This window comes from Aureimonas sp. SA4125 (genome assembly GCF_019973775.1).
Taxonomy (GTDB): domain Bacteria; phylum Pseudomonadota; class Alphaproteobacteria; order Rhizobiales; family Rhizobiaceae; genus Plantimonas.
Genome location: NZ_AP025032.1, coordinates 2,029,251 through 2,054,778 on the forward strand (window position 1 = coordinate 2,029,251; position 25,528 = coordinate 2,054,778).

A 25,528-nucleotide genomic window follows, 5' to 3' on the forward strand; every position below is an offset into this window, starting at 1 on the left:
TATGTCCGCCCCTTCGGACACATTGCACCGCTGCGGGACAGAGGGAATGCGGAGTGAGTGACCCCATGGGAGAGATGAAGGCCCCGGTCCGCGGCACGGAATTTTCTCCGGTGGATGACGACCCGTTCGCAGACCTCGCCACGCTGTTCGAGGCCGAGCTTGCCAAGGACGACGAGGCCTACCGGCCGCATCGCACCGCCGCGGCGCGGCTCGACCCTCCCGGTCTTGACGACGACTTCGACCAGGCTTTTGCCGACGCCTTTTCCCGGGACGAGGGTCACGCGCCGGACGATCGCGACGGTCGCGCGGTGCCTGGGCGCCCCGACGCGCCGCGAATGTCTTCGCCATCCGACAGTTCCTACAGCAGCTGGCTCTCCCCGGCTCCATCCAGGAGCAGTGCGGGAACGGCGGGTGCTCACCTCCACACCACGCGCGGCCCTGCCGCGGACACCGATCTCGATCATGCCCTGCGTGGTCTCAGCGCCCCAGCCAGGCCGCGCGAGGGCAGCGTCTTCGAGACCCAGTCGTTTGCTCCCGAGCGGGTCGTCGAAGCGGACGCCGGACCGACGGTGCAGACCGAGCTTGATGAGTTCGACCAGCTCATCGCCAGCGAACTGGCGATGATGCATGACGGCCGGAGGTCTCCGTCTCACGGCTCCCCGGCGTCCTATGCCGCCGCCATGCCGGGCGATGGCGATCCGGACCAGGATCAGAGTTTTGAAGCGGGCGATCCGTCCGGTGCCTATTACGACGAGGACGAGAGGCTGGCAAAGCGGGAGCGTCCGGGGCACGGCTCGTTCCGGCGCAGCATGGTCGCCCTTGGCGGCGGCGTCGCCTCGATCGCGATCGTCGCGGCCGTCGGCCTGTTCCTCTGGAACGGCGGCACGGCTGGCAGCAGTTCGTCTGGCAATGCAGAACCTCTTTTGATCAAGGCGGATGCAGAGCCTTACAAGATCGAGCCGAAGGATCCGGGCGGACGCACGATTCCCAACCAGAACAAGGCCGTCTACGATCGTGTCGCAGCTTCTGAAGGGCAGCCGATGCCGTCGACGACGCAGCAGGCGCTGCTGACGGGGGCGGAGGAGCCGATCGATCTGCCGGCCGAGGAGCCACCGACCAGCTACGCGGATCTGCCGGGTGTCGAGGTTGCGGGAAGCCCGGGCCTTTCGGCGCCTGAGGACGCAGCCGACGAGGCCCGTCTGGTCGCCGCCGCCAGCGATGCCGCGACCCCAGTATCCGAGCCCGTGGGTGTGCTTCAGCCCCGCAAGGTCCGTACCATGGTGGTGCGTCCCGATGGAACGCTCGTCGCGGCCGCCGAGCCGGCCGCCGCCGAGGCTTCGCCACAGGGTGCCGCTGCTCCTGGCCTGATCGAAGTGTCGTCGCCGCCTCGGCAGGGTGCCGCCGCGCCGGTTGCGGCCTCCGCCGATGCGGCGCCGGCCGCAGACGCGCCGATCGCCGTCGCTTCCGCCGAAGTCCCGGCAGCCCGGACGCCAGACGTCGCCTCGCGGCTGCCTGTTCCGGAAGCTGCGCCTGTCGAGGCGTCCGTTCCGCCCGGTGCCGCGCAGCAGCAGGTCGCGGCCGTCTCGCCTGTCGATGCGACCGGCGGCATCGCTCCCACAACGCCGTCGGCCCCTGCGCCGAAAGGGACCTACTTCGTACAGATCTCGTCGCAGCCGTCTGAGGCTCTGGCGCAGCAGTCGCTGCGCAATCTCACCGGCCGCTATTCCAGCCAGATCGCAGGCCGCAGCGTCGGGATCCAGAGCGCCGACATTCCCGGCAAGGGCACCTTCTATCGCGTGCGCGTCGCGGCAGGCTCGAAGGATGAGGCGTCAGCCCTGTGCACCCAGTTGAAATCCGCCGGCGGCAACTGCTTCGTGGCGCGCTGACAGGCAGCGTCGGCCTTGTGCTGTACGGTTCGCGCTCTCCCTCCGGCATGACCGCGGGGGCGGGCGCTGCTTCCGGCGTCGACCCTGTCGCCGCCCACCCCATTGCGGAGAAGACGATGAGTGGATCGAAGGCCTGGATCGCAGGCTGCGCCGGACATCGCCTGAGCGCCGACGAAAAGGCCTTCTTCGCGGCGGAGCGTCCCTGGGGTTTCATCCTGTTCGGCCGCAACATCCACGCCGAGAATCAGGTCCGCGATCTCGTGGCGGAACTGAAGGAGGCGGGCGGCCGCGCGTCGACGCCGATCTTCATCGATCAGGAGGGCGGAAGGGTTCAGCGTCTGCGCCCACCGCTGGCGCCGAGCTACCCGGCGCCCGCGAGCCTCGGCGTCGTCTACGGCCGCGACCGGCGCGCCGGCGAGCGCGCGGCATGGCTGCAAGGCCGCCTGCTGGCGCTGGACCTCGCGAATTACGGGATCAATGCCGACTGCCTGCCCTGCCTCGACGTGCCCGTCGCGGGGGCCCATTCCGTCATCGGCGACAGGGCCTATGCCATGCGCGCCGAGGATATCGCGACGCTCGGCCGCGCTGCCGCCGACGGCCTGGTCGCCGGCGCGGTCATGCCGGTGATGAAGCATATTCCCGGCCACGGCCGCGGCAATGCCGACAGCCACCTCGACATGCCCGTCGTGCCGACGATTCGCGCCGAACTCGGCCAGGCCGATTTCGCGCCCTTCGCGGCCTTGCGAACCCTCCCGGCGGCGATGACCGCGCATATCCTCTACACCGACATCGACCCGGTCCGCCCGGCGACCCTCTCGCCCATCGTGATCGAGCAGGTGATCCGCGACGAGATCGGGTTCGACGGCCTTCTCATGACCGACGACATGTCGATGAAGGCGCTGAGGGGCGATATCGGCGAACTCAGCGCCCTGGCGATCACCGCCGGCTGCGACGTCGTCCTCCACTGCAATGGCGACATGATAGAGATGCGCAAGGTGTCCAGCGCGGTGCAGCCCCTGCGCGGCAAGGCGGAAACCCGCGCCGCCGCAGCCGAGGCCTATGTCAGACACCGGCCCGGTATCGTTGACGAGGCGGCACTGCGCGCGGAATACGCGTCGTTGGTCGGAGAGTTCGTCTGAGGACGTCGGGCGACCGCGTTCCGTCGGGCGCCGGCCGGCCGTTATTTTCGCCGCCCTTGCGAAAATCCGGCGGGATCGCCCGGCGACCATAACTGTGACGTTTTCGTATCCGTTGATCTTCAGGGCGTTATCGTGTTTGAAGATTGCGACGCGAAGTCTTAGCTTGAACAATGGCAATGCCGTCGCCGGGCCGTCATGGCCCGACTGATGCATTCTCGTGTCGCTGGGACGGCGAGAGCAGTTCGAACGCGGCAAACATATCGCCGGGGCATTGAGCCCCGTGGCAAAGGAGATCGACATTGGGTAGCTTCAGCATCTGGCATTGGCTCATCGTCCTGGCGGTCGTGCTCCTGCTCTTCGGTCGCGGCAAGATTCCGGAACTGATGGGCGACGTCGCCAAGGGCATCAAGAATTTCAAGAAGGGCATGACCGACGACGAACCGACGGTGACCCAGGAGCGCCGCACCCTCGACAACCGCGACGGCGAGATCGTCGCGCGCGAGACCAAGACGACCACCACCGAGAAGCCGCTTCTCTAGAAATGACGGCTTCGGCGGCGCGCGGTCTGTGCGTCGCCGGCCAGTTTTTTCCAAGGGTCCCGATGTCCGGGATGATGATCTTTGTGAAGCGCCGCATGATCCGGGCTTGCCGGACCATCTCCGTCCGATGTGGTTCTGTTCCCGAACGGGTTGCTGAATATGCTCGATATTGGCTGGTCTGAACTGCTCGTCATCGGCGTGGTGCTGATCGTCGTGGTCGGCCCGAAGGATCTGCCGCGCATGCTGCGCACCTTCGGCAAGACGATGACGCAGCTGCGCCGGATGGCGGGAGATTTCCGCAAGCAGTTCGACGAGGCGCTCAGCGAGGCCGAACTCGACGACGTGCGCACGTCGGTTCGCGATCTCAAGGCCATGGATCCGCGCAAGGACCTGCGCAAGGCGCTGGACCCGATGCGGGCGGTGGGCGACGAGATCCGCTCGTCGCTGCGCGCCGCGACCCAGGCGCCCGATCCTACCGTGCCATCGGCCGATGCTCCGGCTTCGCCGGTGGCGCCCGCTGTCGTGGGGCCCGCTGTCGTTGCACCGGCCATCGTCGCGCCGAGCGTCGTCGGTGAAGCGGCGATGCAGCCAATGGCGTCGAACCCGACGCCCCGGCCGGCCGAGACCACGCCGGCGGTCAAATCCGAACCGGCCCATGTCAACGGCCGTGATACCAGCGGAGACCCGCAGTGAGCCGCGCCGACACCGACGATATCGAAGCCTCCTCGGCACCGCTGATCGAACATCTGATCGAGCTCCGGACCCGCCTGATCTGGGCACTGGGCGGCTTCTTCGCGGCTTTTCTGGTCTGTTTCTTCTTTGCCAAGGAGCTGTTCAACCTCCTCGTCGTGCCCTACCAGGTCGCGGTCGCCTGGGCCGGCATCACCGAGGAGCACGTTCAGCTCATCTACACGGCGCCGCAGGAATTCTTCTTCACCCAGGTCAAGATCGCGGCCTTTGGTGGTCTGTTCCTGGCGTTTCCGATCATCGCGATCCAGGTCTACAAGTTCGTCGCGCCCGGCCTCTACAAATCGGAGCGTTCGGCCTTCCTGCCGTTCCTGGTGGCGACGCCGCTCCTGTTCATTCTGGGCGCCGCTCTCGTCTATTTCTTCTTCACGCCGATGGTGATGTGGTTCTTCCTGTCGATGCAGCAGTCCGGCAACGTACCGGGACAGGCGTCGATCCAGCTTCTGCCGAAGGTGTCGGAATACCTGTCGCTGATCATGGGGCTGATCTTCGCCTTCGGCATGGTCTTCCAGCTGCCGGTCGTCACCTCGCTCCTCGTGCGCGCCGGCATGGTCACGTCCGAAACGTTGGCCGGCAAGCGCAAGTGGGCGATCGTCATCGCCTTCGTGGCCGCTGCCATCCTGACGCCGCCCGATCCCCTGTCGCAGATCGGCCTTGCGATCCCGACCATCCTTCTCTACGAGATTTCGATCATCACGGCGCGGCTGATAGAGCGCAAGCGGGCCGAACAGCTCAGGGAAAGCGACGCGTCAGCCGACTCCGTCTAGTCTGGATCGTGCTCGTCTTCTGCTGATCGAAGACGGGAGAATTCATGCTCGATATCAAATGGATACGCGAAAATCCGGAAGCGTTGGACGCGGCTCTCGCCCGCCGTGGCGCTGAGCCTGCTGCCGCCGAGCTTGTCCGCCTCGACGAAGAACGGCGCGGTCACGTCTTCCGCCTGCAGGAACTGCAGAGCCGCCGCAACGACGCCTCCAAGGAGATCGGCAAGGCCAAGGCGTCCGGCGACGCCGCCCGCGCCGATGCCGTCATCGCCGAGGTTGCCGAGATCAAGTCCGCGATCCAGGACGGAGAGACCGAGGAACGGCGGATCGACGCAGTCCTCTTCGACCTTCTTGCCCGCCTGCCGAACGTGCCTCTCGACGACGTGCCCGTCGGCGCAGACGAGTCCGGCAATGTCGAGATCCGCGCGCACGGGACGAAGCCGGCCTTCGATTTCGCGCCGAAGGAACATTTCGACATCGGCGAGGCGCTCGGCCTCATGGACTTCGACCAGGCCGCGAAGATTTCCGGCGCGCGCTTCACCATCCTCAAGGGCCCGCTCGCCCGGCTCGAGCGCGCGCTCGGACAGTTCATGCTGGACCTCCACACGTCCGAGCACGGCTACCAGGAAGTCGTCGCCCCGATTCTGGTCAAGGCGGACGCGCTCTTCGGCACCAACCAGTTGCCGAAATTCGAGGAAGATCTCTTCAAGACGACGGACGGACGCTACCTTATCCCGACCTCGGAAGTGCCGCTGACCAATCTCGTGCGCGAGAGCGTGCTGGACGAGGCCGAGCTGCCGCTTCGCTACACCGCGCTGACGCCGTGCTTCCGTTCGGAGGCAGGTTCCGCCGGCCGCGACACGCGCGGCATGCTGCGCCAGCACCAGTTCTACAAGGTCGAGCTGGTCTCGATCACCGCCGAGGACACTTCGCTCGCCGAGCACGAGCGGATGACGGCCTGCGCCGAGGAGGTGCTGAAGCGTCTCGGCCTGGCTTTCCGCACCGTGGTGCTGTGCACGGGCGACATGGGTTTCGGTGCCCGCAAGACGCACGACATCGAGGTCTGGATGCCCGGCCAGAACGCCTATCGCGAGATTTCCTCGTGCTCGGTCTGCGGCGACTTCCAGGCGCGGCGCATGAACGCCCGCTACAAGGCGGCGGGCGAGAAGCAGACGCGCTTCGTCCACACGCTGAACGGCTCGGGCGTCGCAGCCGGCCGTTGCCTCATCGCGGTCATCGAGAACTACCAGAACGCCGACGGCAGCATCACGGTGCCCGAAGTGCTGCGTCCCTATATGGGCGGCGTCGACCGGATCGGAGTTCCCGCCTGATGCGCATTCTCATCACCAACGATGACGGCATCCATGCCGAGGGCCTTGCGGTGCTCGAGCGGATCGCGGCGACGCTGTCGGACGACGTCTGGGTGGTCGCGCCCGAGACCGACCAGAGCGGCCTCGCGCATTCGCTGACGCTGTCCTCGCCGCTCCGTCTGCGCAAGATTTCGGACCAGCGGTTCGCGCTCTCCGGCACGCCGACGGACTGCGTCATCATGGGCGTCAAGCACGTCATGCCGGGCCCACCGGATCTTGTCCTTTCCGGCGTCAATGCCGGCCAGAACATCTGCGACGACGTCACCTATTCCGGTACCGTCGCCGGCGCCATCGAGGGGACGATGCTGGGCTTCCGCTCCATCGCCCTCAGTCAGGCCCACACGCCCGGCACCGACCGCGAGGCGCTGTGGGACACCGCCGAGAGCCATGCCCCGGCAATCATCGAGAAGCTTGCCACGCTGGATTTCCAGCCGGGCGTCTTCTTCAACGTCAATTTCCCAGCCATCGCGGCCGAAGCCGTCGCCGGCATAGAAGTGACCCGGCAGGGCAAGCTGGACTACAATCTGGGGCTAGAGGAGCGGCGAGACGGTCGCGGCTTTCCCTATTTCTGGCTGAAGTTCGGGCGTCAGGCCGGCCCGGAAATGGCGCAGTCGGATATCGGCGCGCTGCTGGCGGGAAAAATCTCCGTCTCGCCGCTGAAGCTCGACCTCACCGACCATGAGCTGCGCGACAGGCTCCAGTCGCTGTTCGACTGAGCGAGGTTGCCGTGAAGGCTGGAGCATACCGACCGTGCCGATGACCAACCTCGATCGCGAGGATCTTGCCGCCTTCCTGCTCCGGCTGCGGTCCGAGCACCCTGCAAGCGGGCGCCTGACCGAGGCCGTCGAGGCGGTGCCGCGCCGTCTTTTTCTGCGCGACGGCCTGAGGAACGCCTATGCCGACGGTTTCCTGCCGATCGACTGCGGCGAGACGATGCCGGGCGCCGCTTTCGCCGTGGGTCTCGTCGCCGCGCTGCGGGTCGAGGCCGCCAGCCGCATACTCGAGATCGGCACGGGCAGCGGCTACATCACGGCGCTGCTGGCCAAGCTCGGCGCGCGCGTGCATTCGCTCGACCGCTACCGGCGTCTCCTGACACCGGCCGCCGAGCGGTTGAAGGCCTGCGGGATCGCCAATGTCTCGCTGATCCAGGAGGACGGACGCGAGGGTTATCCCGATGCGGCTCCCTACGACCGCATCATCATCCACGCCGCTAGCGAGACCTTGCCGCGCACCTTTCTCGACCAGCTTGCCCAGCACGGCCAGATCGTCTGCGCACTCGGGCCGGGCAACGGTTCCCAGACGCTGGTGCGCCTGCAGAAAGTCGGCAGCCGTCTCGAGCGCGAGGACCTGCGAACCGTGCGCTATCAGACGCTGGCCGTCGGCGTCGCCAAGATCCTCTAGCGCCCGCGCAAAGACCTTCCGAAGGAGAGTGTGGCCCCAGCGCATCGCCATGCCCGCATGTACCGTTATGAATAACAGAAAATGCACTGGCCTACCCGACAGTTAACGGGCCGGTAAGATTAACGGTGTCAAATGACTTCCATGGTGATGCGTGGTGCGTGGGGTCATACGATGCGTATGGAAGTGCTGAAGAACACTCGGTTCCGTCTGGCGGGCTCCGTCGCGGTGCTGGCACTGGCAACGCTGATGGCCGGCTGCAGTGCCGACACGGCGCGATTCGATGACGGCTTCTACACCGGCGCGGTTCCGAGGCAGCCGGTGCCGCGTGGCGACGTCGGCCAGAGACAGGCCTATCCGGGCGGTCTCGACCGGGTCGAGACCGGATCGGTCGCTCCCTACGGCAGCAATCCCGGCGCCGGCGTCCAGGCGGAAACGCCCGGCTACGGCTCCAGCCAGGCCTATCCGTCGGGCGGCGGCGGTTCCGTGCGGACTGCCAATGTCGAACGCACCATGCTCCCGCCGCCATCGGCAGCCGCTCCGGCGCCGAGCTACGAGCCGGCGATGGCGCCGCAGCCGGAGCCCGTTCAGGCCGCAGCACCGGCCGCAGCACCGATGGGCAAGGGCTGGCACAAATCGAACAATCAGGTGACGCTCGGCAACGGCGAGACGATCGACACGCTGTCGACACGCTACGGCGTGCCCGCAAAGGCGATCCTGTCGACCAACGGCCTCAGCCGCTCGAGCGACGCTGTCCCCGGCCAGCAGATCTCGATTCCGACCTATTCCTACGGTGGCCCGGTCCGCACGGCGAACGCCGGGGAAGAGCGTACCCTCGGCGCCCCGCCGGCTCCCCTGCGCGCCCCGACGGCAGGGCGCCCGGCACCGGCTGCCGCTTCGTCGGCAAGCATTGTCGTGGAATCCGGTGACTCGCTGATGGGCATCTCGCGCCGCACGGGCGTTTCCGTCACGGACCTGAAGGCCGCCAACAACCTGACGAGCGGCGATATCAAGATCGGCCAGAAGCTTCGCCTGCCGGGCGGCGCGGCGCAGCCCCAGCGCGTCGCCGCGGTGGAGCCGAAGCGCGTCGCGCCCGCAGCACCGGCAAAAGCCGCCGAGCCGGAAGTTCGTCCGGCCGCGCAGCCGAAACCCTATTCGGCGCCCCAGGCGGTCGAGAAGCCGGCTGCGCCGGCCAAGGTCACGGCCGAGAAACCCGCCCCGGCAGCCGCGGCCCCCGTGAAGGTCCAGGCCCCGTCAACCACAGTCTCCGCCGAGGAGCAGAAGGAAGTCGCGACCGCAGCGCCGAGCGCGACCGGCATCGACCAGTTCCGTTGGCCCGTCCAGGGCCGCGTGCTCTCGCGCTACGGCGAGAAGAGCGGCACAAGGCGCAATGACGGCCTCGACATCTCCGTGCCGCGTGGCACCCCGGTGAAGGCCGCCGAGAACGGCGTCGTCATCTACGCCGGCGACGGCCTGAAGGAGTTCGGCAACACCGTCCTCATCAAGCATGACAATGGCCTGGTCACCGTCTACGGCCATGCCGATACGTTGAAGGTAAAGCGTGGCGCGACGGTCCGTCGCGGCGAGGAGATCGCCACCGCTGGCGTCAGCGGCGACACCGATACGCCGATGCTGCATTTCGAGGTTCGCAAGAACTCCGCCCCTGTCGATCCGGCGAAATTCCTGCAGTAGGCATCAAACTGCGCCAGACCACGGGCTCGGCCATCACGGCCGGGCCCGTTCGCGTTCGGGCGGTCAGCCGCCGATGGAGGTCGGCGCGAGCCGCACGCCAAGCCGCCCGGCGAAGTCCTGCACGAACTGGAAGGCGACGCGGCCGGACCGGCTGCCCCGCGTCGTCGACCATTCCAGTGCCTCGCGGCGCAGAAGGTCGGCGTCGACCTCGACACCATAGGCCGCGAGATAGCCGTCGATCATGGCGAGATAGTCGTCCTGGCTGCATTTGTGGAAGCCGAGCCAGAGGCCGAAGCGATCGGACAGCGACACCTTTTCCTCGACCGACTCACCGGGGTTGATCGCGGTCGAGGCTTCGTTCTCGATCATGTCGCGCGGCAGGAGATGACGCCGGTTCGAGGTCGCGTAGAACAGCACATTGTCCGGCCGCCCCTCGACGCCGCCGTCGAGCGCCGCCTTCAGCGACTTGTAGGAGGCATCTCCGGCGTCGAAGGAGAGATCGTCACAAAAGAGGAGGAAGGGGCAGGGTGCGTCCCTCAGAAAGCCCATCAGGAGCGGCAGGTGCTCGATGTCCTCGCGGTGGATCTCGATAAGCTTCAGCCGGGGGTGATCCGCCGGCAGGCCCGCGTTCACCGCGGCATGCGCAGATTTCACCAGCGACGACTTGCCCATGCCCCGCGCGCCCCAGAGCAGCGCGTTGTTGGCCGGCAGGCCGTTGGCAAAGCGCTGGGTGTTCTCGGTCAGGATGTCCTTGGCCCGGTCGATTCCCTTGAGAAGGTCGATCTCGACCCGATTGACCCGCCGGACCGGAGCAAGGCGCGCCGGCGGCTCGAAGACAAAGCAGTCGGCCACGTCGAAGTCGGGCGGCGCGAGCGGCCGCGGGGCCAGCCGCTCGAGGCTCTCGGCGATGCGCTCCAGCACCGATTGCAGGTCCGGGGTGTTCATATCCATCGAAGTGTCCCACAAGCCGTTGAGCGCAAGGGCGCCTCGGCCCGTCGCGTGTTGCATTCGAGGCGACCGATCGTATATTCCGCCCGATACGTAAAGGGGCGGTCGCCGCCCGTCACCTTTCCATCCAGGAGCCATCCATGTTCGTGACCGATGCTTTCGCCCAGGCGGCCAGTCCTTTAGGCGGAGGCAGCAGCGAGTTGCTGATCAGCATCCTTCCCTTCGTCGCCGTGTTCGCGATCATGTACTTCCTGATCATCCGGCCGCAGCGCACGCAGATGAAGCGCCGCGAGGAAATGCTGAGGAACATCCGCCGCGGCGACACCGTCGTCACCGGTGGCGGCATCATCGGCAAGGTCACGAAGGTGATGGACACCGGCGAACTCGAGGTCCAGATCGCCGAGACGGTGAAGATCCGCGTCGTCCAGGGCAGCGTCTCCGACGTCCGCGTCAAGGGCGAGCCGCTCGCCGCCAACGCGAAATAGCATTCTCCGGCCGACCGGATGACCGGCGGCCGTGCAGGCTTTCAGGAACGGCATGGCCCAGGGCATCGAGATCAGGCAGGCGCATTTTCCCGGTCGGGCGCCCATCGATGCTTACGGCAACGGTGGTTTTCGCTTCGCGTCGATGTCGCACAAGGGCTCTATCCTGTGCCTGCCCTCGGGCATCTACGGCTGGGAGGCGACGATTTCCCAGCCCTTCACCGGCGAGCGCCTGTTGAAGATCTTCGAGGAAGCCGATGCCGTCAGGTTCGTCCTGTTCGGCACGGGTCCCGACATCCGGCGCCTGCCGCCGGCCCTCGCCGAGCGCTTCAGGAAGGCCGGCATCTCCTGCGATCCGATGTCGACGGGCGCGGCCGTCCGCACCTTCAACGTCATGCTGGCCGAAGGCCGGCCGGTTGCCGCCGCCCTGGTGGCGGTGGAATGACCGGGCGGGCCCCATCGCGATGACATCGGCGGAGCTGTCGGCGGACTACGCGCAGTGCGAGCGGATCGTGCGCGACGCCGATCCTGACAGGGCGGTCTCGGTGCAGTTCGCCCCCGCCGACAAGCGCCGTCATCTCCACGCGCTCTATGCCTTCAACATCGAGACGGCGCGCGTCCGCGACCAGATCAGCCAACCGCTGCCGGGCGAGATCCGCCTGCAATGGTGGCGCGACATGGTCGCGCCATCGGGCGACGCTGGTTCAGGGAGCGCCGAGCGGGTCGGCGCTTCGGGCGATCGCGGCGGCGGGGGGCATCCCGTGGCCTCGGCACTGTTCGATACCATCGCGCGCTTCGACCTTCCGCCTGCGGCCTTCGAGCGCTTCCTCGATGCGCGGATCTTCGACCTTTATGACGATCCGATGCCCTCCGTCACCGCCTTCGAAGGCTATGCCGGGGATACCGCGTCGGCCCTGATCGTCATGGCCGCGATGATTCTGGATCGCAGCCGGGCGCCGCAAGTGTCTGAGGCCGCTGGCCATGCAGGCGTCGCGCAGGCGGCCGTCGGGGCGCTGAGGCTGCTGCCGATCCACCGCCACCGTCGCCAGGTCTTTCTGCCGGCCGATCTCCTCGACGCCGCCGGCTGTCCGGCGGAAGCCCTCATTGCCGGAGACAGCGAGCCGACCGACCGGGCCATCTCCGCGATGGCGGCCTTTGCCAGAGATCACCTCGGCCGCTACCGGATGCACCGGGAGACCGTCCCGCGGAGCCTGAGGGCCGCCTTCCTGCCCGCCGACATGACGCAGACCTATCTCCGTCCCATCGAAGCGGCAGGACGCGCGGCGATCGAGCAGCCCCCACGCATCGGGCCCTTCCGCCGAACCTTCACCCTCTGGCGCGCCATGCGCGGCTGAGGCTATCTCTGTCGGGCCGACGGTGCCCGGCGCCGCAGCGCGCCGAAGGAACCCTTGCATGGCATTTTCGGGTATGGCGGGATTTGGACGATGGTCGCGCTCCCTGGCACTCGGCGCCGGGCTCGCCACGGCGCGCTTTCCGCTGGCGGTGGTTCTGATCCTCGTCATCGCGGCGCTGGTCAATCTCGAAGTCGCGGACATTCATCTCCTTTCTGACGAGGACGCCGTCTGGCTTCTGGCGGCCCTGTCGGCGGCTTTGTCGACATCCGTCGCGCTGCGGCTCGCGGCGGAATCGCACGGGGCGGGCAAGGTGGCGGTTCTCGCGCTGCCGCCGGCGGGGGCGCTTGTCGCCGGCTTTCTCATCTGGAACGCAGAGGCACTCGGCATCCTGGCCCCGCCGCTCCTCGCCGCAATCTGCCTCTCGATCCCGCTCGTTCCCTATGTCGGCCGTCCCGACGTCAGACGTTTCTGGACCTTCACGCTGTGGACCAGCGTCGGCATCACGCTCGCCTTCGTCTCGGTCCTGATTTTCGTCCTCGGCGTTTCCGCCATCCTCGAAATGATCCGCTATCTCTTCGGGATCGGCCTCTCCACCGACGCCTACGAGCACATCTACATCACCGCGCTTACCCTCGTCGGCCCGCTTTTCGCCCTCGGCCGCATCCCGGCCGAGTTTGACGAGACCACCGTGGCTGGACCAGGCGACAGGCTTGCGAACGGCGTCCGACCGCTGCTTGGTTGGGTCGCCGCGCCCCTCACGCTGACGACGGCCTTCGTCATCCATCTCTACGCCGTGAAGATCGTCCTCACGCAGGAGGTCCCGAAAGGCGAGATCGGCTGGATCGTCAGCTTCTACTCAATCCTCGTACTGTCCCTGCGGGTGGCGGCGGAGCCGTTTCTTCAGGACGGGGCGGCGTCGACGCGGGTGTTCGGACGGTTCTGGGCAGACTTGCTCGTCGTTCCGACGGCTCTCCTCGTCTACGCCGTCGGCATCCGCATCCAGTCCGAAGGCGTCACCCTGGAGCGCTATTTTCTGGCGCTGGCGGCGCTGGCGAGTTGTCTCGTCGTCGCAGCGCAGTGGACGCGGTGGCGCGGCGACATCCGCCTGATCGCGGCCGTTCCGCTCGTTCTCCTCGCGCTGTCCTCCGCCGGACCCTGGGGCGTTGCGGCGACGGTCGGCAGGAGCCAGGCAGCGTTGCTGGTGCGCGGCCTTTCCGATGGCGAGACGATCGACCCGGAAAGGCTCGACGATGCCTCCCGAAATTCCCTCCGCTCGCGGCTGGGGGCGCTGGACGAGGTCGACGAGCTCGGCCGAGTGCTGCCTCTCCTGCCGGCAGAGCAGCGGGCCGAGATCGAAGCCCGCTCCGCCGGCAAGCCCGACCAACTCTCCGCCGCGATGATCGGCGTGCTCGGGCTCGACTACGGGCGAAGCGCTCTCGGTGCCGAGGAATCGTGGACCTTCGCGGCCGGGCGGCCAAGCGATCTCGATCTCGGCGGTTTCGATCGCGCGCTGATCGAGCGGATCATCCAGCAGCGTCCGCCGGAGGGCGGATCGGATGCTGCCGTCCTGCCCGTGACGATCGAGGGCGCCGACCTGGTGATCAGCCTCGGCGGCACGGCGGACAGGTTCCCGCTGGCTCCCTCGCTGAAGTCGCTGCAAGCCGCGCTGCCGGAGGCCGGCGCTGGCGACCGCGATCCGGGGCAGGTCGCGCCTGCGGTCTTCGACGTCACGTCCGCCGGCGGGCGGAGGCTTCGCCTGCGCGTCACTTTCGCCACCTGGGACAGGATCAGCGGCGCGCCGGTTTCCTTGACCGCCACGATCCTTCTGCGCGGCGCCGACTGGCCAGGCTCACTCGGCGGCGGCGGCGATCCGCGATAGCCCAAGCCAGACCGCGCAGTCGGCGAGCGCGCGGGCGGACATCGCCCGGCGACGCTGGTCGGCCTTCTCCTTGCCGCGCACCCGCTTGCCGTCGATCCGCGGCACCTTCGGCACTTCGACCGGCGGGAACAGGCCGAAATTGACGTTCATCGGCTGGAACGAGCGCTTGCCGCTTTCCTCGATGCCGGAGAGATGGCCGCCGGTGATGTGCGACAGGATCGCGCCCATGGCGGTCGTCGGCGGCGGCGGCGTCGCCGCGTCACCGCGCGCGTCGGCGGCGGCGAAGCGCCCGGCCAGGAGACCGATGGCCGCCGACTCGACATACCCCTCGCAGCCGGTGATCTGGCCGGCAAAGCGCAGGTCCGGCCGCGACTTCAGCCGCAAGGCGTTATCGAGCAGGCGCGGCGAATCGAGATAGGTGTTGCGGTGGAGGCCGCCGAGACGGGCAAATTCCGCATTCTCGAGGCCGGGAATGCTGCGAAAGATCTCGGCCTGCTCGCCATAGCGCAGCTTTGTCTGGAACCCGACCATGTTGTAGAGCGTGCCCAGCGCATTGTCCTGGCGCAGCTGCACCACAGCATAGGCCTTCACGTCCGGATTGTGGGCGTTGGTGAGGCCCATCGGCTTCATCGGTCCGTGCCGCAGGGTTTCGGGTCCGCGCTCGGCCATCACCTCGATCGGCAGGCAGCCGTCGAAATAGGGCGTGCCTTCCCATTCCTTGAACTCGACCGTGTCGCCCTCGACCAGTGCTGCGATAAAGGCGAGGTATTGCTCCTGGTCGAGCGGGCAGTTGATGTAGTCCTTGCCCGTGCCGCCAGGCCCCACCTTGTCGTAGCGCGACTGGAACCAGGCCTTGTCCATGTCGATCGTGTCGAAATGGACGATCGGCGCGATCGCGTCGAAGAAGGCGAGGGCGTCCTCACCGGTCTCCGCGCGGATCGCGTCGGCAAGATCGGGCGCCGTGAGCGGACCTGTGGCGATGATCGTGGAGCCCCAGTCGCGCGGCGGGAGACCCGCGATCTCCTCGCGGCGGATCTCGATCAGCGGATGGCTTTCGATCTCGGCCGTGACGCGGGCCGCGAATCCATCGCGATCGACCGCCAGCGCGCCGCCGGCAGGCACCTGGTGCGCATCGGCGCAGCGCATGATGAGAGAGCCGGCCAGCCGCATCTCGGCGTGGAGGATACCGACCGCATTGGTCTCGGCGTCGTCCGACCGGAAGGAATTGGAGCAGACGAGCTCGGCCAGCGACTGCGTCTTGTGCGCCTCGGTCCCACGGACCGGGCGCATCTCGTGCAGCACGACGGGAACGCCTGAAGTGGCGACCTGCCACGCGGCTTCGGAACCGGCAAGGCCGCCGCCGACGATATGGATGGGGGTGTTCTGCATGAGCGCCAGTCTAACACCGGTCGATTTCCGGGGAAAGCCAGGGCCGAAAACAACAACACCCGCCGGGGGAGGAACCGGCGGGTGTCGTTTTCAAACCTGCGATGGGAGGAGGATTCGCAGGTTCCAATCCGCAACGGTTCTGGGAGGAAAACCGTCGCGAAACTTTGATATTTAATTGCTTGCCTGGCGTGCAATCGAGGGGATGTCGGCGCGCGAGATGCCGAGATCGGAAAGTTCGCGCTGCGACAACCGGTTCAACTCGTTGCAGGTCTCGCGAAAACGGCGCCAGTTGCTGTAGGAACGAACGAGGTTCATGGGTCTCACCTTGGGACTAAATCGATTGAAGGGGCTGCCCGAGTGGCCGTGTCCCGCTTCGTTGAGCAATATTTAGATGCATGGAGGGCGACGCACCAGCGACGAAAATGCATGGCTGATCTGCACATTGTGCATCGCAACATAAATCGGTTCGCATCCTGCAAACGCTGGGGTTCCGGATCGGGGAACGGACCGCCGGCGAAAATCGGGTTCTGGGGGTTAACCGGATGGAAACGGTCTCTCAGAGCGTCGGCGTCGCCCGCGCGTGGCATCGCGGCGCAATGGCCCGATCGTGGGCACGGTACCGCCGTCTACCCGCTCGAAGAGGGACCCGATTTGCTCTTTAACGCCCAGATGACAGGTGTTATGGAGACGCGCGCCTGCAAGGGCATCTGTGCGGCGCCATGCGGGTGTGGCGGAATTGGTAGACGCACTAGATTTAGGTTCTAGCGCCTAACAGCGTGGGGGTTCGAGTCCCTCCACCCGCACCATTTGCCGACGGGACAGGATTCATCATCGATGTGGCGGACGAAAGAGGGTCCGCCGCTCGCAAGGTCAAAAGGTTAGAGACAATGCAGGTAACGGAAACCAAGGCCGAGGGCCTGAAGCGCGAGATCGAGATCGTCGTGCCGGCCTCGGACCTTGAAGCGCGGCTTCAGGTCAGGCTCAACGAGGCCAAGGGCCAGGCGAAGCTGAAGGGTTTCCGGCCCGGCAAGGTCCCGATGACGCATCTTCGCAAGATGTACGGTCGGTCGATGATGGCCGAGATCGTCAACCAGATCATCAACGAGACCCCGCGCTCCGTCATCGCCGAGCGCAACGAGCGTTCCGCCATGCAGCCCGAAGTCGCAATGACGGAGGACGAGAAGGACGCCGAGAAGGTCCTGAACGGCGAGAAGGATTTCGTCTTCACGCTGTCCTACGAGACGCTGCCGGCCTTCGACCTGAAGGACACCAAGGCGATCGCGATCGAGCGCCCGATGGTCGAGATCTCGGACGAGGAAGTCGAGGAGCAGGTCAAGCGCATCGCCGAGAACGCCCGCACCTACGAGGTCAAGGAAGGCGCGGCCGAAACGGGCGACAAGGTCAACATGGCTTTCGTCGGCAAGATCGACGACGAGCCCTTCGACGGCGGTTCCTCCGAAGAGTCGAGCCTTGTGCTGGGTTCGAACACTTTCATCCCCGGCTTCGAGGACCAGCTGATCGGCGTCTCCGCCGGCGACGAGAAGAAGGTCACCGTGACCTTCCCCGACGACTACAGCGCGCCCCATCTCGCGGGCAAGGAAGCCGTGTTCGACATCACGGTGAAATCTGTCTCCAAGCCGGGCGATCTCGAGCTGAACGACGAGTTGGCCAAGACCATGGGCCTCGAATCGATCGATCGTCTTCGCACCCTCGTCCGTGAGCAGATCGAGAGCCAGTTTGGCAGCGCGACCCGCCAGAAGGTCAAGCGCCAGCTGCTCGACGCGCTGGACAAGGATTACGACTTCGAGCTGCCGGAGAAGCTCGTCGAGGCCGAGTTCAACAACATCTGGGGCCAGGTCACCGCCGAGCTGAAGAAGAACGACAAGAGCTTCGAGGACGAGGACACGACCGAAGAGAAGGCGACGGCCGAATACCGCCGGCTCGCCGAGCGCCGCGTCCGTCTCGGCCTCGTTCTCTCGTCGATCGGCGAGGGCGCCGGTGTCCAGATCACCGATGAGGAGCTGCAGCGCGCGGTCTTCGAGCAGGTCCGGCAATACCCGGGCCAGGAGCAGCAGATCTACGAATACTTCCGCAACTCGCCCGAAGCCGTCGCCGCCCTGCGCGCGCCGCTCTACGAGGAGAAGGTCGTCGATCATCTGCTCGCCACGGTCGACGTCACCGACAAGATCGTGACGAAGGAAGAGCTCCTGAAGGACGACGAGGACGAGGCCGGCGTCACCGCCGCCGCCTGATCTTCAGCATCGACGCATGACAAAAGGCCGGCTCATCTGCCGGCCTTTTGCATTTCAGCGGCGGTTTCTTGCCGCCTGTGCCAAATTCTCGTCAAAGCGTGCGTTATGACAGGCTCAGCGCCGGCAAATGTCCGCCCGCCGTAGCCTGCCCCGGTGGCCGGATCGGCCGACTGACCACACCAGGACCGAAGAAATCACCTCGATGCACAGACTGATCTCCGCGGGCGCCGCCCTCCTGTTTGTGGCGATGCTGTTCGCTTCGACGGGAGCCAGCGCGCAAATCCCGGGCCTGTCCTTCCCCGCAGCCGCTCAGGAGCCGGCCGCAGCCGAAAGCCCGGCCGCTGCGGACCCCTCGCTGGACGATCTGATCCGCCTCCTGGAGAACGACGACACCCGGCAGAAGCTGGTGGAGTCGCTGAAGGCCGCGGCCTACAAGTCACCGGCGGCGGCGGCTGGCGCCGGCGCGGCGGCTCCGGCGGATTCCCCGGAAAGCCTTTCCGTGCCCGGCGAAATCGCCCGGGCAAGCCAGATCCTCGTGGGCCAGGGCTTTGCCCTCGCCGGTCAGGTCGCCGTCTCCGTTCGGGAGGCAGAGAGCCTCCTGTCAGGCGCGAGCGCGGTGCATCTGCCACGGCTCTACGACGCCATCCTGCCGGTCGTGCTGGTCGCGCTGATCGTCTTTGCCATCTATGCGATCCTCAGCGCCATCAGGCACCGTATCGCCGACCGGCTCGAAAAGCGGGCGGAACATGCCGGCCCTCTGGCCAAGCTTGGCCTGCTCCTGCTGCTGACGGGCGCCAGTCTGCTGGCCATCCTGATCAGTCTCGCCGCCGGCTACGCCACGGCGATCCTCTTCTTCGGCGGGCCACCGAACATCAACCAGGCGCTGTTTCTCAACGCCTTTCTCTTCATCGAGGTGACCAAGGGCCTCTTTCACGTCTTCGTCGCGCCCGACCAGCCAAAACTGCGCCTGACACCCTTCGGGGACCGCCATGCGCGATACTGGTATTTCTGGATATCGCGACTGATCTCGGTCCTCGGCTACAGCTTTCTCTTCGTCGCGCCGGTGGTCGAAGCCAGTTCCAATGCAGCCGCCGGCGATGCTGTACGCTTCATCGTCGCCTTTCTCAGCCTGTGCACGGTCATCTTCCTGATCCTGCGCAACCGCGCCACGGTCCGCGACCGGCTCGGCCGCCAGCGGGCGAGGGGAGACCGAAGCTTTCGTGCCCGTTTCTACTCCCTCCTCGGCCATGTCTGGTGGATCTTCGCCATCGTGTTCGTGCTGGCCCTGTTTTCTGTCTGGCTGAGCAGCCCGGACGAGGGCTTGCGCTTCATGACCGTCGCGACCCTCAAGTCGATCGCGGCCATGGCGTGTGGGGGGCTGGTCGTCTCCATCCTGACGAAGATCATCGTCAAGGGCATTCCGGTGCCCGACAGGATCCGGGACCGCCTGCCGCTGCTCGAACGACGGGTCAATTCCTTCATTCCGAATGCGCTGACGATCATCCGGGTCCTCGTGGTGATCGTGGTCCTTGCCTTCATCATGGAGGCCTGGAGCCTCTTCGACCTCGGCGGCTGGGCGGCCACCGAAGTCGGCCAGAGCATCATTGGCGGCACGATCGGCGCCGGCGCCGTCATCATGCTCGGCTTTGCGGCCTTTCTCGCCGTCTCCTCCTGGATCGAGTACCGCCTCAACCCCAATTTCGGCTCGGTTCCGACCGCGCGGGAACGCACGCTCCTCTCGCTGCTTCGCAACGCCTTCACCATCCTCCTCCTGGCGATGACGGTGATGCTGGTGCTCTCGCAGATCGGCATCAACATCGCGCCGCTTCTCGCCGGCGCCGGGGTGGTGGGCCTGGCCATCGGCTTCGGCGCGCAGAAGCTGGTGCAGGACGTCATCACCGGCGCGTTCATCCAGTTCGAGAATGCCATGAACGAGGGCGACGTCGTTCTGGTCGCCGGGGTCTCGGGTGTGGTCGAGCGGCTGACCATCCGGTCGGTCGGCTTGCGGGCCCTTGACGGGACCTATCATCTGATTCCGTTTTCCTCCGTCGACCAGGTCGCCAACATGACGAAGGATTTCTCGCAGTTCGTCGCCGATCTCGGCGTCGCCTACCGCGAGAACACCGACGACGTGAAGCGCCTGATGCAGGATGCCTTCGACGAGCTGAAGGCCGGCGACCTCGGCGCCGATATCATCGCCGACTTCGAGATGTTCGGGGTCAACGAGCTGGGGGCCTCCGCCGTCGTCGTCCGCGGCCGGATCAAGACCTTGCCGGGCAAGCAGTGGGGCGTCGGCCGGGCCTATAACGAGATCGTCAAGCGCCTGTGCGACGAGCGCAGCGTCGAGATCCCGTTTCCGCACATGACGGTCTGGTTCGGCGAGGACAAGGGCGGGAATGCGCCGCCGGTGCACCTCGCCGCGCCTCTCGTCGCGGCGGATCCGACGCAGGTCGGTCGCCAGATCTCAAGATCCAGTCCATCGCGCTACGGGTCGGTCAACGCCGACGGCTCGCCGATCCCGCCCAGCGTCCATGATATCGACGACGCCGCGGACGGAGATGAGGGGCGCTGACGCGAACCCTGCCGATCGTCGGGCAGCCATCCAGACGATTAAGCCTGCGCTTCGCTTCGTCGGCGCACATCTTGCACAGAAGGGTCGTCAAGCCCTATCTACGGCATGGGCCACGGCCGACTGATTCTCCGAAGGTACGGTTCCGCCGCGCCTGCCACACCAGAACCGAAAGCACCCTAATGATGCATCCCGTGGAAAGAGCGATGAACCTCGTCCCGATGGTGGTCGAGCAGACCAACCGCGGCGAGCGCGCCTACGACATCTTTTCGCGCCTCCTCAAGGAGCGGGTGATCTTCATCACCGGTCCGATCGAAGACGGCATCGCGACCCTGGTCTGCGCGCAGCTGCTGTTCCTGGAGGCCGAGAACCCGAAGAAGGAGATCGCCCTCTACATCAACTCGCCGGGTGGCGTCGTCACCTCCGGCATGGCGATCTACGACACCATGCAGTTCATCCGTCCGCCGGTGTCGACGCTCTGCATCGGGCAGGCCGCCTCGATGGGCTCGCTGCTCCTGTGCGCCGGCGAAAAAGGCATGCGCTTTGCCACGCCCAACGCCCGCATCATGGTGCATCAGCCCTCCGGTGGATTCTCCGGCCAGGCATCGGACATCGAGCGCCATGCCCAGGACATCATCAAGCTGAAGCGCCGGCTGAACGAGATTTACGTCACGCACACCGGCCAGGACATCGAGACGATCGAGCGCACGCTCGACCGCGATCATTTCATGACCGCGGACGAGTCGCAGGAGTTCGGCCTGATCGACAAGGTCTACTCTTCGCGCGAGGCGCTCGAGGCTCACGTACCCAGCTGATCTGCATCGCTTTTCGGCATCAAGGCACCGAACGTCTCGTCCGGGACGCGCCCGCGACCAGTCGTCCGGAGCCTTGATCTGAACACGGGGCGACCCTACCCTAGAGCAAACCAAGGGGTGGGCCGTTCAGGGTCGCTCAAGGTTTGTCCCGCACGATCCGCATGAGTCAAAGTGTCATACGCGACAATGCGGCCCTTGTGGCGCCGCAGTTGCAATCGGTGCGACGTGGCATAACATCCGGGTTCGAGGCCACCGGCGCGAAGGCGGGCCTGCGGATACCGGACCGGAAGGAAGAACGATGAGCAAAGTCAGCGGCGGCGATTCGAAGAATACGCTCTATTGCTCTTTCTGCGGAAAGAGCCAGCACGAGGTTCGCAAGCTGATTGCCGGTCCGACGGTCTTCATCTGCGACGAGTGCGTCGAATTGTGCATGGACATCATCCGCGAGGAAAACAAATCCTCGATGGTGAAGTCGCGCGAGGGCGTGCCGACCCCGCAGGAAATCATCGCGGTGCTGGACGACTACGTCATCGGCCAGTCCTTTGCCAAGAAGGTCCTGTCGGTCGCGGTGCACAACCACTACAAGCGGCTGGCGCATGCCTCCAAGCACAACGACGTCGAACTGGCGAAGTCCAACATCCTCCTGATGGGCCCGACCGGTTGCGGCAAGACCCTGCTGGCCCAGACGCTCGCCCGCATCCTGGACGTGCCGTTCACGATGGCGGATGCGACGACGCTGACCGAGGCCGGCTATGTCGGCGAGGACGTCGAGAACATCATCCTGAAGCTCCTGCAATCGGCCGACTACAATGTCGAGCGGGCACAGCGCGGCATCGTCTACATCGACGAGATCGACAAGATCTCCCGCAAGTCCGACAACCCGTCGATCACCCGCGACGTCTCTGGCGAGGGCGTGCAGCAGGCGCTCCTGAAGATCATGGAAGGCACCGTCGCCTCCGTGCCGCCGCAGGGCGGGCGCAAGCATCCGCAGCAGGAGTTCCTGCAGGTCGACACGGCGAACATCCTGTTCATCTGCGGCGGCGCCTTCTCGGGTCTCGACAAGATCATCTCCGATCGCGGCCGCAAGACCTCGATCGGCTTTGCCGCCAACGTTTCGTCCCCCGAGGATCGCCGCACCGGCGATCTCTTCCGCCAGGTCGAGCCGTCGGATCTCCTGAAGTTCGGCCTGATCCCCGAATTCGTCGGCCGTCTGCCGGTGCTCGCGACGCTCGAGGATCTCGATGAGCCGGCATTGGTGCAGATTCTGGTCGAGCCGAAGAACGCGCTGGTCAAGCAGTATCAGCGGCTGTTCGAGATGGAGAACGTCGAACTCTCCTTCCACGACGACGCGCTGAAGGCGATCGCGCGCAAGGCGATCGAGCGCAAGACCGGCGCCCGCGGACTGCGCTCGATCATGGAATCCATGCTGCTGGACACCATGTTCGACCTGCCGACGCTGGAAGGCGTGCAGGAGGTCGTGATCTCCGAGGAGGTCATCGACGGCAAGGCACGTCCTCTCTACATCTATGCCGACCGCAAGGACGAGAAGGAAACCGCCAGCGCCTAACGAGTCCCTTCGCTTCAGCCTCGGCGGACACAGAAAAGCCCGTCCTGGCTTTGTCAGGACGGGCTTTTTGTTGCCTGCAACGGAACAGGCGCGCACAATGTGCGCTGAAGGAATTGAATCATTGAAGCGGTGGGCGCTCCCTCCCACATAGGACGACGACGGCATTCACGCCGGGTGCTTGTGCAAGGCCCGGGGCGCAATGGCCAAAAGCGGCGAAAGCCGAAGAAAGGAAATACCATGTCGAGTATCAATGAGGCCGGCGCGGTCCTGTATCCCGTCCTGCCGCTTCGCGACATCGTCGTCTTCCCGCACATGATCGTTCCGCTCTTCGTCGGGCGCGAGAAGTCGATCAAGGCCCTGGAAGAGGTGATGGGCGCCGACAAGCAGATCCTGCTCGTCACCCAGAAGAATGCCAGCGACGAGGACCCCGCCGCCGACGCCATCTATGACCTCGGCACCGTTGCCAATGTCCTGCAGCTCCTGAAGCTGCCTGACGGCACCGTGAAGGTTCTGGTCGAGGGCATGATGCGCGCGCGCATCGACAGCTTCTCCTCCCGCACCGAGTGGCACGAGGCGTCTGCGCGGATCGTTCCCGAGATCGAGGAGGACGCCGTCGAGGTCGAGGGGCTGGCGCGTTCTGTCGTTTCGGAGTTCGAGAACTACGTCAAGCTGAACAAGAAGATCTCGCCGGAAGTCGTTGGTGCTGCGGGGCAGATCGACGATTATTCGAAGCTCGCCGATACCGTCGCTTCGCATCTGGCGATCAAGATCGCCGAGAAGCAGGAGATGCTCGGCATCATCAGCGTCCGTGCGCGGCTGGAAAAGGCGCTTTCCTTCATGGAGGCGGAGATTTCCGTCCTGCAGGTCGAGAAGCGGATCCGTTCGCGCGTCAAGCGCCAGATGGAGAAGACGCAGCGCGAATACTATCTGAACGAGCAGATGAAGGCGATCCAGAAAGAACTGGGCGACGGCGAGGACGGCCGCGACGAACTGGCCGAACTCGATGACCGGATCAAGAAGACCAAGCTCTCCAAGGAAGCCCGCGAGAAGGCGACCGCCGAGTTCAAGAAGCTGAAGCAGATGAGCCCGATGTCGGCGGAAGCCACCGTCGTGCGCAATTATCTCGACTGGATCCTCGGGCTTCCCTGGGGCGTTCGCTCGAAGGTCAAGATCGACCTGAAGGAAGCCGAGAAGATTCTCGACGAGGAGCATTACGGCCTCGACAAGGTGAAGGAGCGCATCATCGAATATCTGGCCGTGCAGAGCCGCCAGACGAAGATGAAGGGTCCGATCCTCTGCCTGGTCGGCCCTCCCGGCGTCGGCAAGACCTCGCTCGCCAAGTCGATCGCGCGGGCCACGGGCCGTGAATATGTTCGCATGGCGCTCGGCGGCGTGCGCGACGAAGCGGAGATCCGCGGCCATCGGCGCACCTATATCGGCTCGATGCCCGGCAAGGTGATCCAGTCGATGAAGAAGGCCAAGAAGAGCAACCCGCTCTTCCTGCTCGACGAGATCGACAAGATGGGGCAGGACTTCCGCGGCGATCCGTCGTCGGCGCTGCTCGAGGTTCTCGATCCCGAGCAGAACTCGACCTTCATGGACCACTATCTCGAGGTCGAATACGACCTGTCGGCGACGATGTTCGTGACCACGGCGAACACGATGAACATTCCAGGTCCCCTTCTGGACCGCATGGAGGTCATCCGCATTGCCGGCTACACCGAGGACGAGAAGGTCCAGATTGCCCGCCGGCATCTCCTGCCCAAGGCGATCCGCGATCACGCCTTGAAGCCCGAGGAGTTCTCCGTCAGCGATGATGCGTTGCAGGAGATCGCCCGGCGCTACACCCGCGAGGCGGGGGTGCGCAGCTTCGAGCGCGAACTGATGACGCTGGCCCGCAAGGCCGTGACGAAGATCCTGAAGGGCGAGACGAAGTCCGTCGAGGTCACCAAGGACAACCTGCCGGACTATCTCGGCGTCTGGCGCTATCGCTACGGCGAGGCGGAGCTCGAGAACCAGGTCGGTATCGTCACGGGTCTTGCCTGGACCGAGGTCGGCGGCGAACTTCTGACCATCGAAGGCGTCATGATGCCCGGCAAGGGCAAGATGACGGTGACGGGCAATCTGAAGGACGTGATGAAGGAGTCGATTTCCGCGGCGGCGTCGTACGTCCGCTCGCGCGCCGTCGACTTTGGCATCGAACCGCCGCTGTTCGACAAGCGGGACATCCACGTCCACGTGCCGGAAGGCGCGACCCCGAAGGACGGACCGTCTGCCGGTGTCGCGATGGCGACCGCCATCATCTCGGTGATGACGGGTATTCCGGTCCGGGGCGACATTGCCATGACCGGCGAGATCACCTTGCGTGGACGAGTCCTGCCGATCGGCGGGTTGAAGGAGAAACTGCTGGCGGCACTGCGGGGAGGGATCAAGACGGTCCTGATCCCCGAGGAGAATGCCAAGGACCTCGCCGACATCCCGGACAATGTGAAGAACAATATGGAAATCATTCCTGTTGGCCGCATTGGCGAAGTCCTTCAGCACGCGCTCGTTCGCGAGCCGGTTGCCATCGAATGGACCGAGCCGGCGACGCCGATCGCGGCAGCGGAAAAGGTCGAAGATGGCGCCGCCTCGATCGCTCACTGAGGCGGGCCGACACACCCTGTGACTGAAATGCCGCCCCTCGGGGCGGCATTTTTGTGAGCAAACCCTTATTTTGCGCGGTTTGCGGGACGAT

General features: G+C 65.7%; 20 protein-coding genes, 1 tRNA gene and 1 pseudogene. 19 read left to right on the top strand and 3 right to left on the bottom strand.

What is annotated here, in order from left to right:
* The first annotated feature begins 65 nt into the window (after positions 1-65).
* From Sa4125_RS09410 to Sa4125_RS09450, 9 genes and pseudogenes are all read left to right on the top strand, one after another.
* A complete protein-coding gene (locus tag Sa4125_RS09410) occupies positions 66-1,886 on the top strand; it encodes an SPOR domain-containing protein (RefSeq protein WP_224006331.1) in 1,821 nt (606 codons plus the stop codon).
* A 116-nt stretch (positions 1,887-2,002) separates the two neighbouring features.
* Positions 2,003-3,025, top strand: coding sequence for a beta-N-acetylhexosaminidase (gene nagZ / locus Sa4125_RS09415; protein WP_224006333.1), 1,023 nt, complete (start codon positions 2,003-2,005; stop codon positions 3,023-3,025).
* Positions 3,026-3,324: 299 nt separating this feature from the next.
* The gene (locus Sa4125_RS09420; protein WP_224006335.1) at positions 3,325-3,564 is read left to right on the top strand and encodes a twin-arginine translocase TatA/TatE family subunit; all 240 of its coding nucleotides are present in this window, start codon (positions 3,325-3,327) and stop codon (positions 3,562-3,564) included.
* Between the two features lie 159 nt (positions 3,565-3,723).
* Positions 3,724-4,086, top strand: a pseudogene (tatB, locus tag Sa4125_RS09425) (Sec-independent protein translocase protein TatB); the annotation flags it as partial.
* A 167-nt stretch (positions 4,087-4,253) separates the two neighbouring features.
* Positions 4,254-5,078 carry a twin-arginine translocase subunit TatC gene (gene tatC, locus Sa4125_RS09430; RefSeq protein WP_224006337.1) on the top strand — a complete coding sequence of 275 codons (825 nt, stop codon included), beginning with the start codon at positions 4,254-4,256 and terminating at the stop codon, positions 5,076-5,078.
* Between the two features lie 44 nt (positions 5,079-5,122).
* Positions 5,123-6,406, top strand: a complete 1,284-nt coding sequence (serS, locus tag Sa4125_RS09435) for a serine--tRNA ligase (RefSeq protein ID WP_224006339.1) — start codon at positions 5,123-5,125, stop codon at positions 6,404-6,406.
* Positions 6,406-7,161 carry a 5'/3'-nucleotidase SurE gene (gene surE / locus Sa4125_RS09440; protein WP_224006342.1) on the top strand — a complete coding sequence of 252 codons (756 nt, stop codon included), beginning with the start codon at positions 6,406-6,408 and terminating at the stop codon, positions 7,159-7,161. Before serS ends, surE begins: the two co-directional genes overlap by 1 nt.
* Before the next feature lie 40 nt (positions 7,162-7,201).
* On the top strand, positions 7,202-7,846 hold the full coding sequence (locus Sa4125_RS09445; protein WP_224006344.1) for a protein-L-isoaspartate(D-aspartate) O-methyltransferase: 645 nt from the start codon (positions 7,202-7,204) through the stop codon (positions 7,844-7,846).
* Between the two features lie 171 nt (positions 7,847-8,017).
* A complete protein-coding gene (locus Sa4125_RS09450) occupies positions 8,018-9,535 on the top strand; it encodes a peptidoglycan DD-metalloendopeptidase family protein (RefSeq protein WP_224006346.1) in 1,518 nt (505 codons plus the stop codon).
* Between the two features lie 63 nt (positions 9,536-9,598).
* Here Sa4125_RS09450 and Sa4125_RS09455 read toward each other — a convergent pair whose 3' ends face one another.
* On the bottom strand, positions 9,599-10,486 hold the full coding sequence (locus Sa4125_RS09455; RefSeq protein WP_224006348.1) for an ATP-binding protein: 888 nt from the start codon (positions 10,484-10,486) through the stop codon (positions 9,599-9,601).
* Positions 10,487-10,623: 137 nt separating this feature from the next.
* Here Sa4125_RS09455 and yajC point away from each other — a divergent pair, with 137 nt between their 5' ends.
* Genes yajC through Sa4125_RS09475 form a run of 4 tightly spaced genes read left to right on the top strand, consistent with a single transcriptional unit; the run spans position 10,624 to position 14,199 of the window.
* Entirely contained in the window at positions 10,624-10,968 is a 345-nt protein-coding gene (yajC, locus tag Sa4125_RS09460) for a preprotein translocase subunit YajC (RefSeq protein WP_224006350.1), read from the top strand.
* Between the two features lie 52 nt (positions 10,969-11,020).
* Entirely contained in the window at positions 11,021-11,410 is a 390-nt protein-coding gene (locus Sa4125_RS09465; protein ID WP_224006352.1) for an Mth938-like domain-containing protein, read from the top strand.
* A gap of 19 nt (positions 11,411-11,429) precedes the next feature.
* A complete protein-coding gene (locus Sa4125_RS09470) occupies positions 11,430-12,320 on the top strand; it encodes a phytoene/squalene synthase family protein (RefSeq protein ID WP_224006354.1) in 891 nt (296 codons plus the stop codon).
* A gap of 58 nt (positions 12,321-12,378) precedes the next feature.
* Positions 12,379-14,199, top strand: coding sequence for a DUF4153 domain-containing protein (locus tag Sa4125_RS09475; protein WP_224006357.1), 1,821 nt, complete (start codon positions 12,379-12,381; stop codon positions 14,197-14,199).
* On the opposite strand, the gene trmFO is transcribed toward Sa4125_RS09475, so the two are convergent.
* Together trmFO and Sa4125_RS09485 are read right to left on the bottom strand one after the other, a co-directional pair.
* Positions 14,170-15,588: a methylenetetrahydrofolate--tRNA-(uracil(54)-C(5))-methyltransferase (FADH(2)-oxidizing) TrmFO gene (gene trmFO / locus Sa4125_RS09480; protein ID WP_224006360.1), complete on the bottom strand. Its 1,419-nt coding sequence runs from the start codon at positions 15,586-15,588 to the stop codon at positions 14,170-14,172. The genes Sa4125_RS09475 and trmFO overlap by 30 nt on opposite strands.
* Positions 15,589-15,759: 171 nt before the next feature.
* Positions 15,760-15,903, bottom strand: a complete 144-nt coding sequence (locus tag Sa4125_RS09485) for a DUF1127 domain-containing protein (protein WP_224006363.1) — start codon at positions 15,901-15,903, stop codon at positions 15,760-15,762.
* Positions 15,904-16,309: 406 nt separating this feature from the next.
* On the opposite strand from Sa4125_RS09485, the gene Sa4125_RS09490 reads away from it, so the two are divergent.
* From Sa4125_RS09490 to lon, 6 genes are all read left to right on the top strand, one after another.
* Positions 16,310-16,394: transfer RNA gene (locus Sa4125_RS09490), tRNA-Leu, on the top strand.
* 81 nt (positions 16,395-16,475) lie between these two features.
* Positions 16,476-17,840 carry a trigger factor gene (gene tig, locus Sa4125_RS09495; protein ID WP_224006366.1) on the top strand — a complete coding sequence of 455 codons (1,365 nt, stop codon included), beginning with the start codon at positions 16,476-16,478 and terminating at the stop codon, positions 17,838-17,840.
* A gap of 202 nt (positions 17,841-18,042) precedes the next feature.
* The gene (locus tag Sa4125_RS09500; RefSeq protein WP_224006368.1) at positions 18,043-20,412 is read left to right on the top strand and encodes a mechanosensitive ion channel domain-containing protein; all 2,370 of its coding nucleotides are present in this window, start codon (positions 18,043-18,045) and stop codon (positions 20,410-20,412) included.
* A 179-nt stretch (positions 20,413-20,591) separates the two neighbouring features.
* Complete coding sequence (locus tag Sa4125_RS09505; protein ID WP_224006371.1) at positions 20,592-21,224, top strand: ATP-dependent Clp protease proteolytic subunit; 633 nt, start codon at positions 20,592-20,594, stop codon at positions 21,222-21,224.
* A gap of 298 nt (positions 21,225-21,522) precedes the next feature.
* A complete protein-coding gene (gene clpX, locus Sa4125_RS09510) occupies positions 21,523-22,791 on the top strand; it encodes an ATP-dependent Clp protease ATP-binding subunit ClpX (RefSeq protein WP_224006374.1) in 1,269 nt (422 codons plus the stop codon).
* Positions 22,792-23,028: 237 nt separating this feature from the next.
* Complete coding sequence (lon, locus tag Sa4125_RS09515; protein WP_224006376.1) at positions 23,029-25,437, top strand: endopeptidase La; 2,409 nt, start codon at positions 23,029-23,031, stop codon at positions 25,435-25,437.
* The last annotated feature ends 91 nt before the right edge of the window (positions 25,438-25,528 follow it).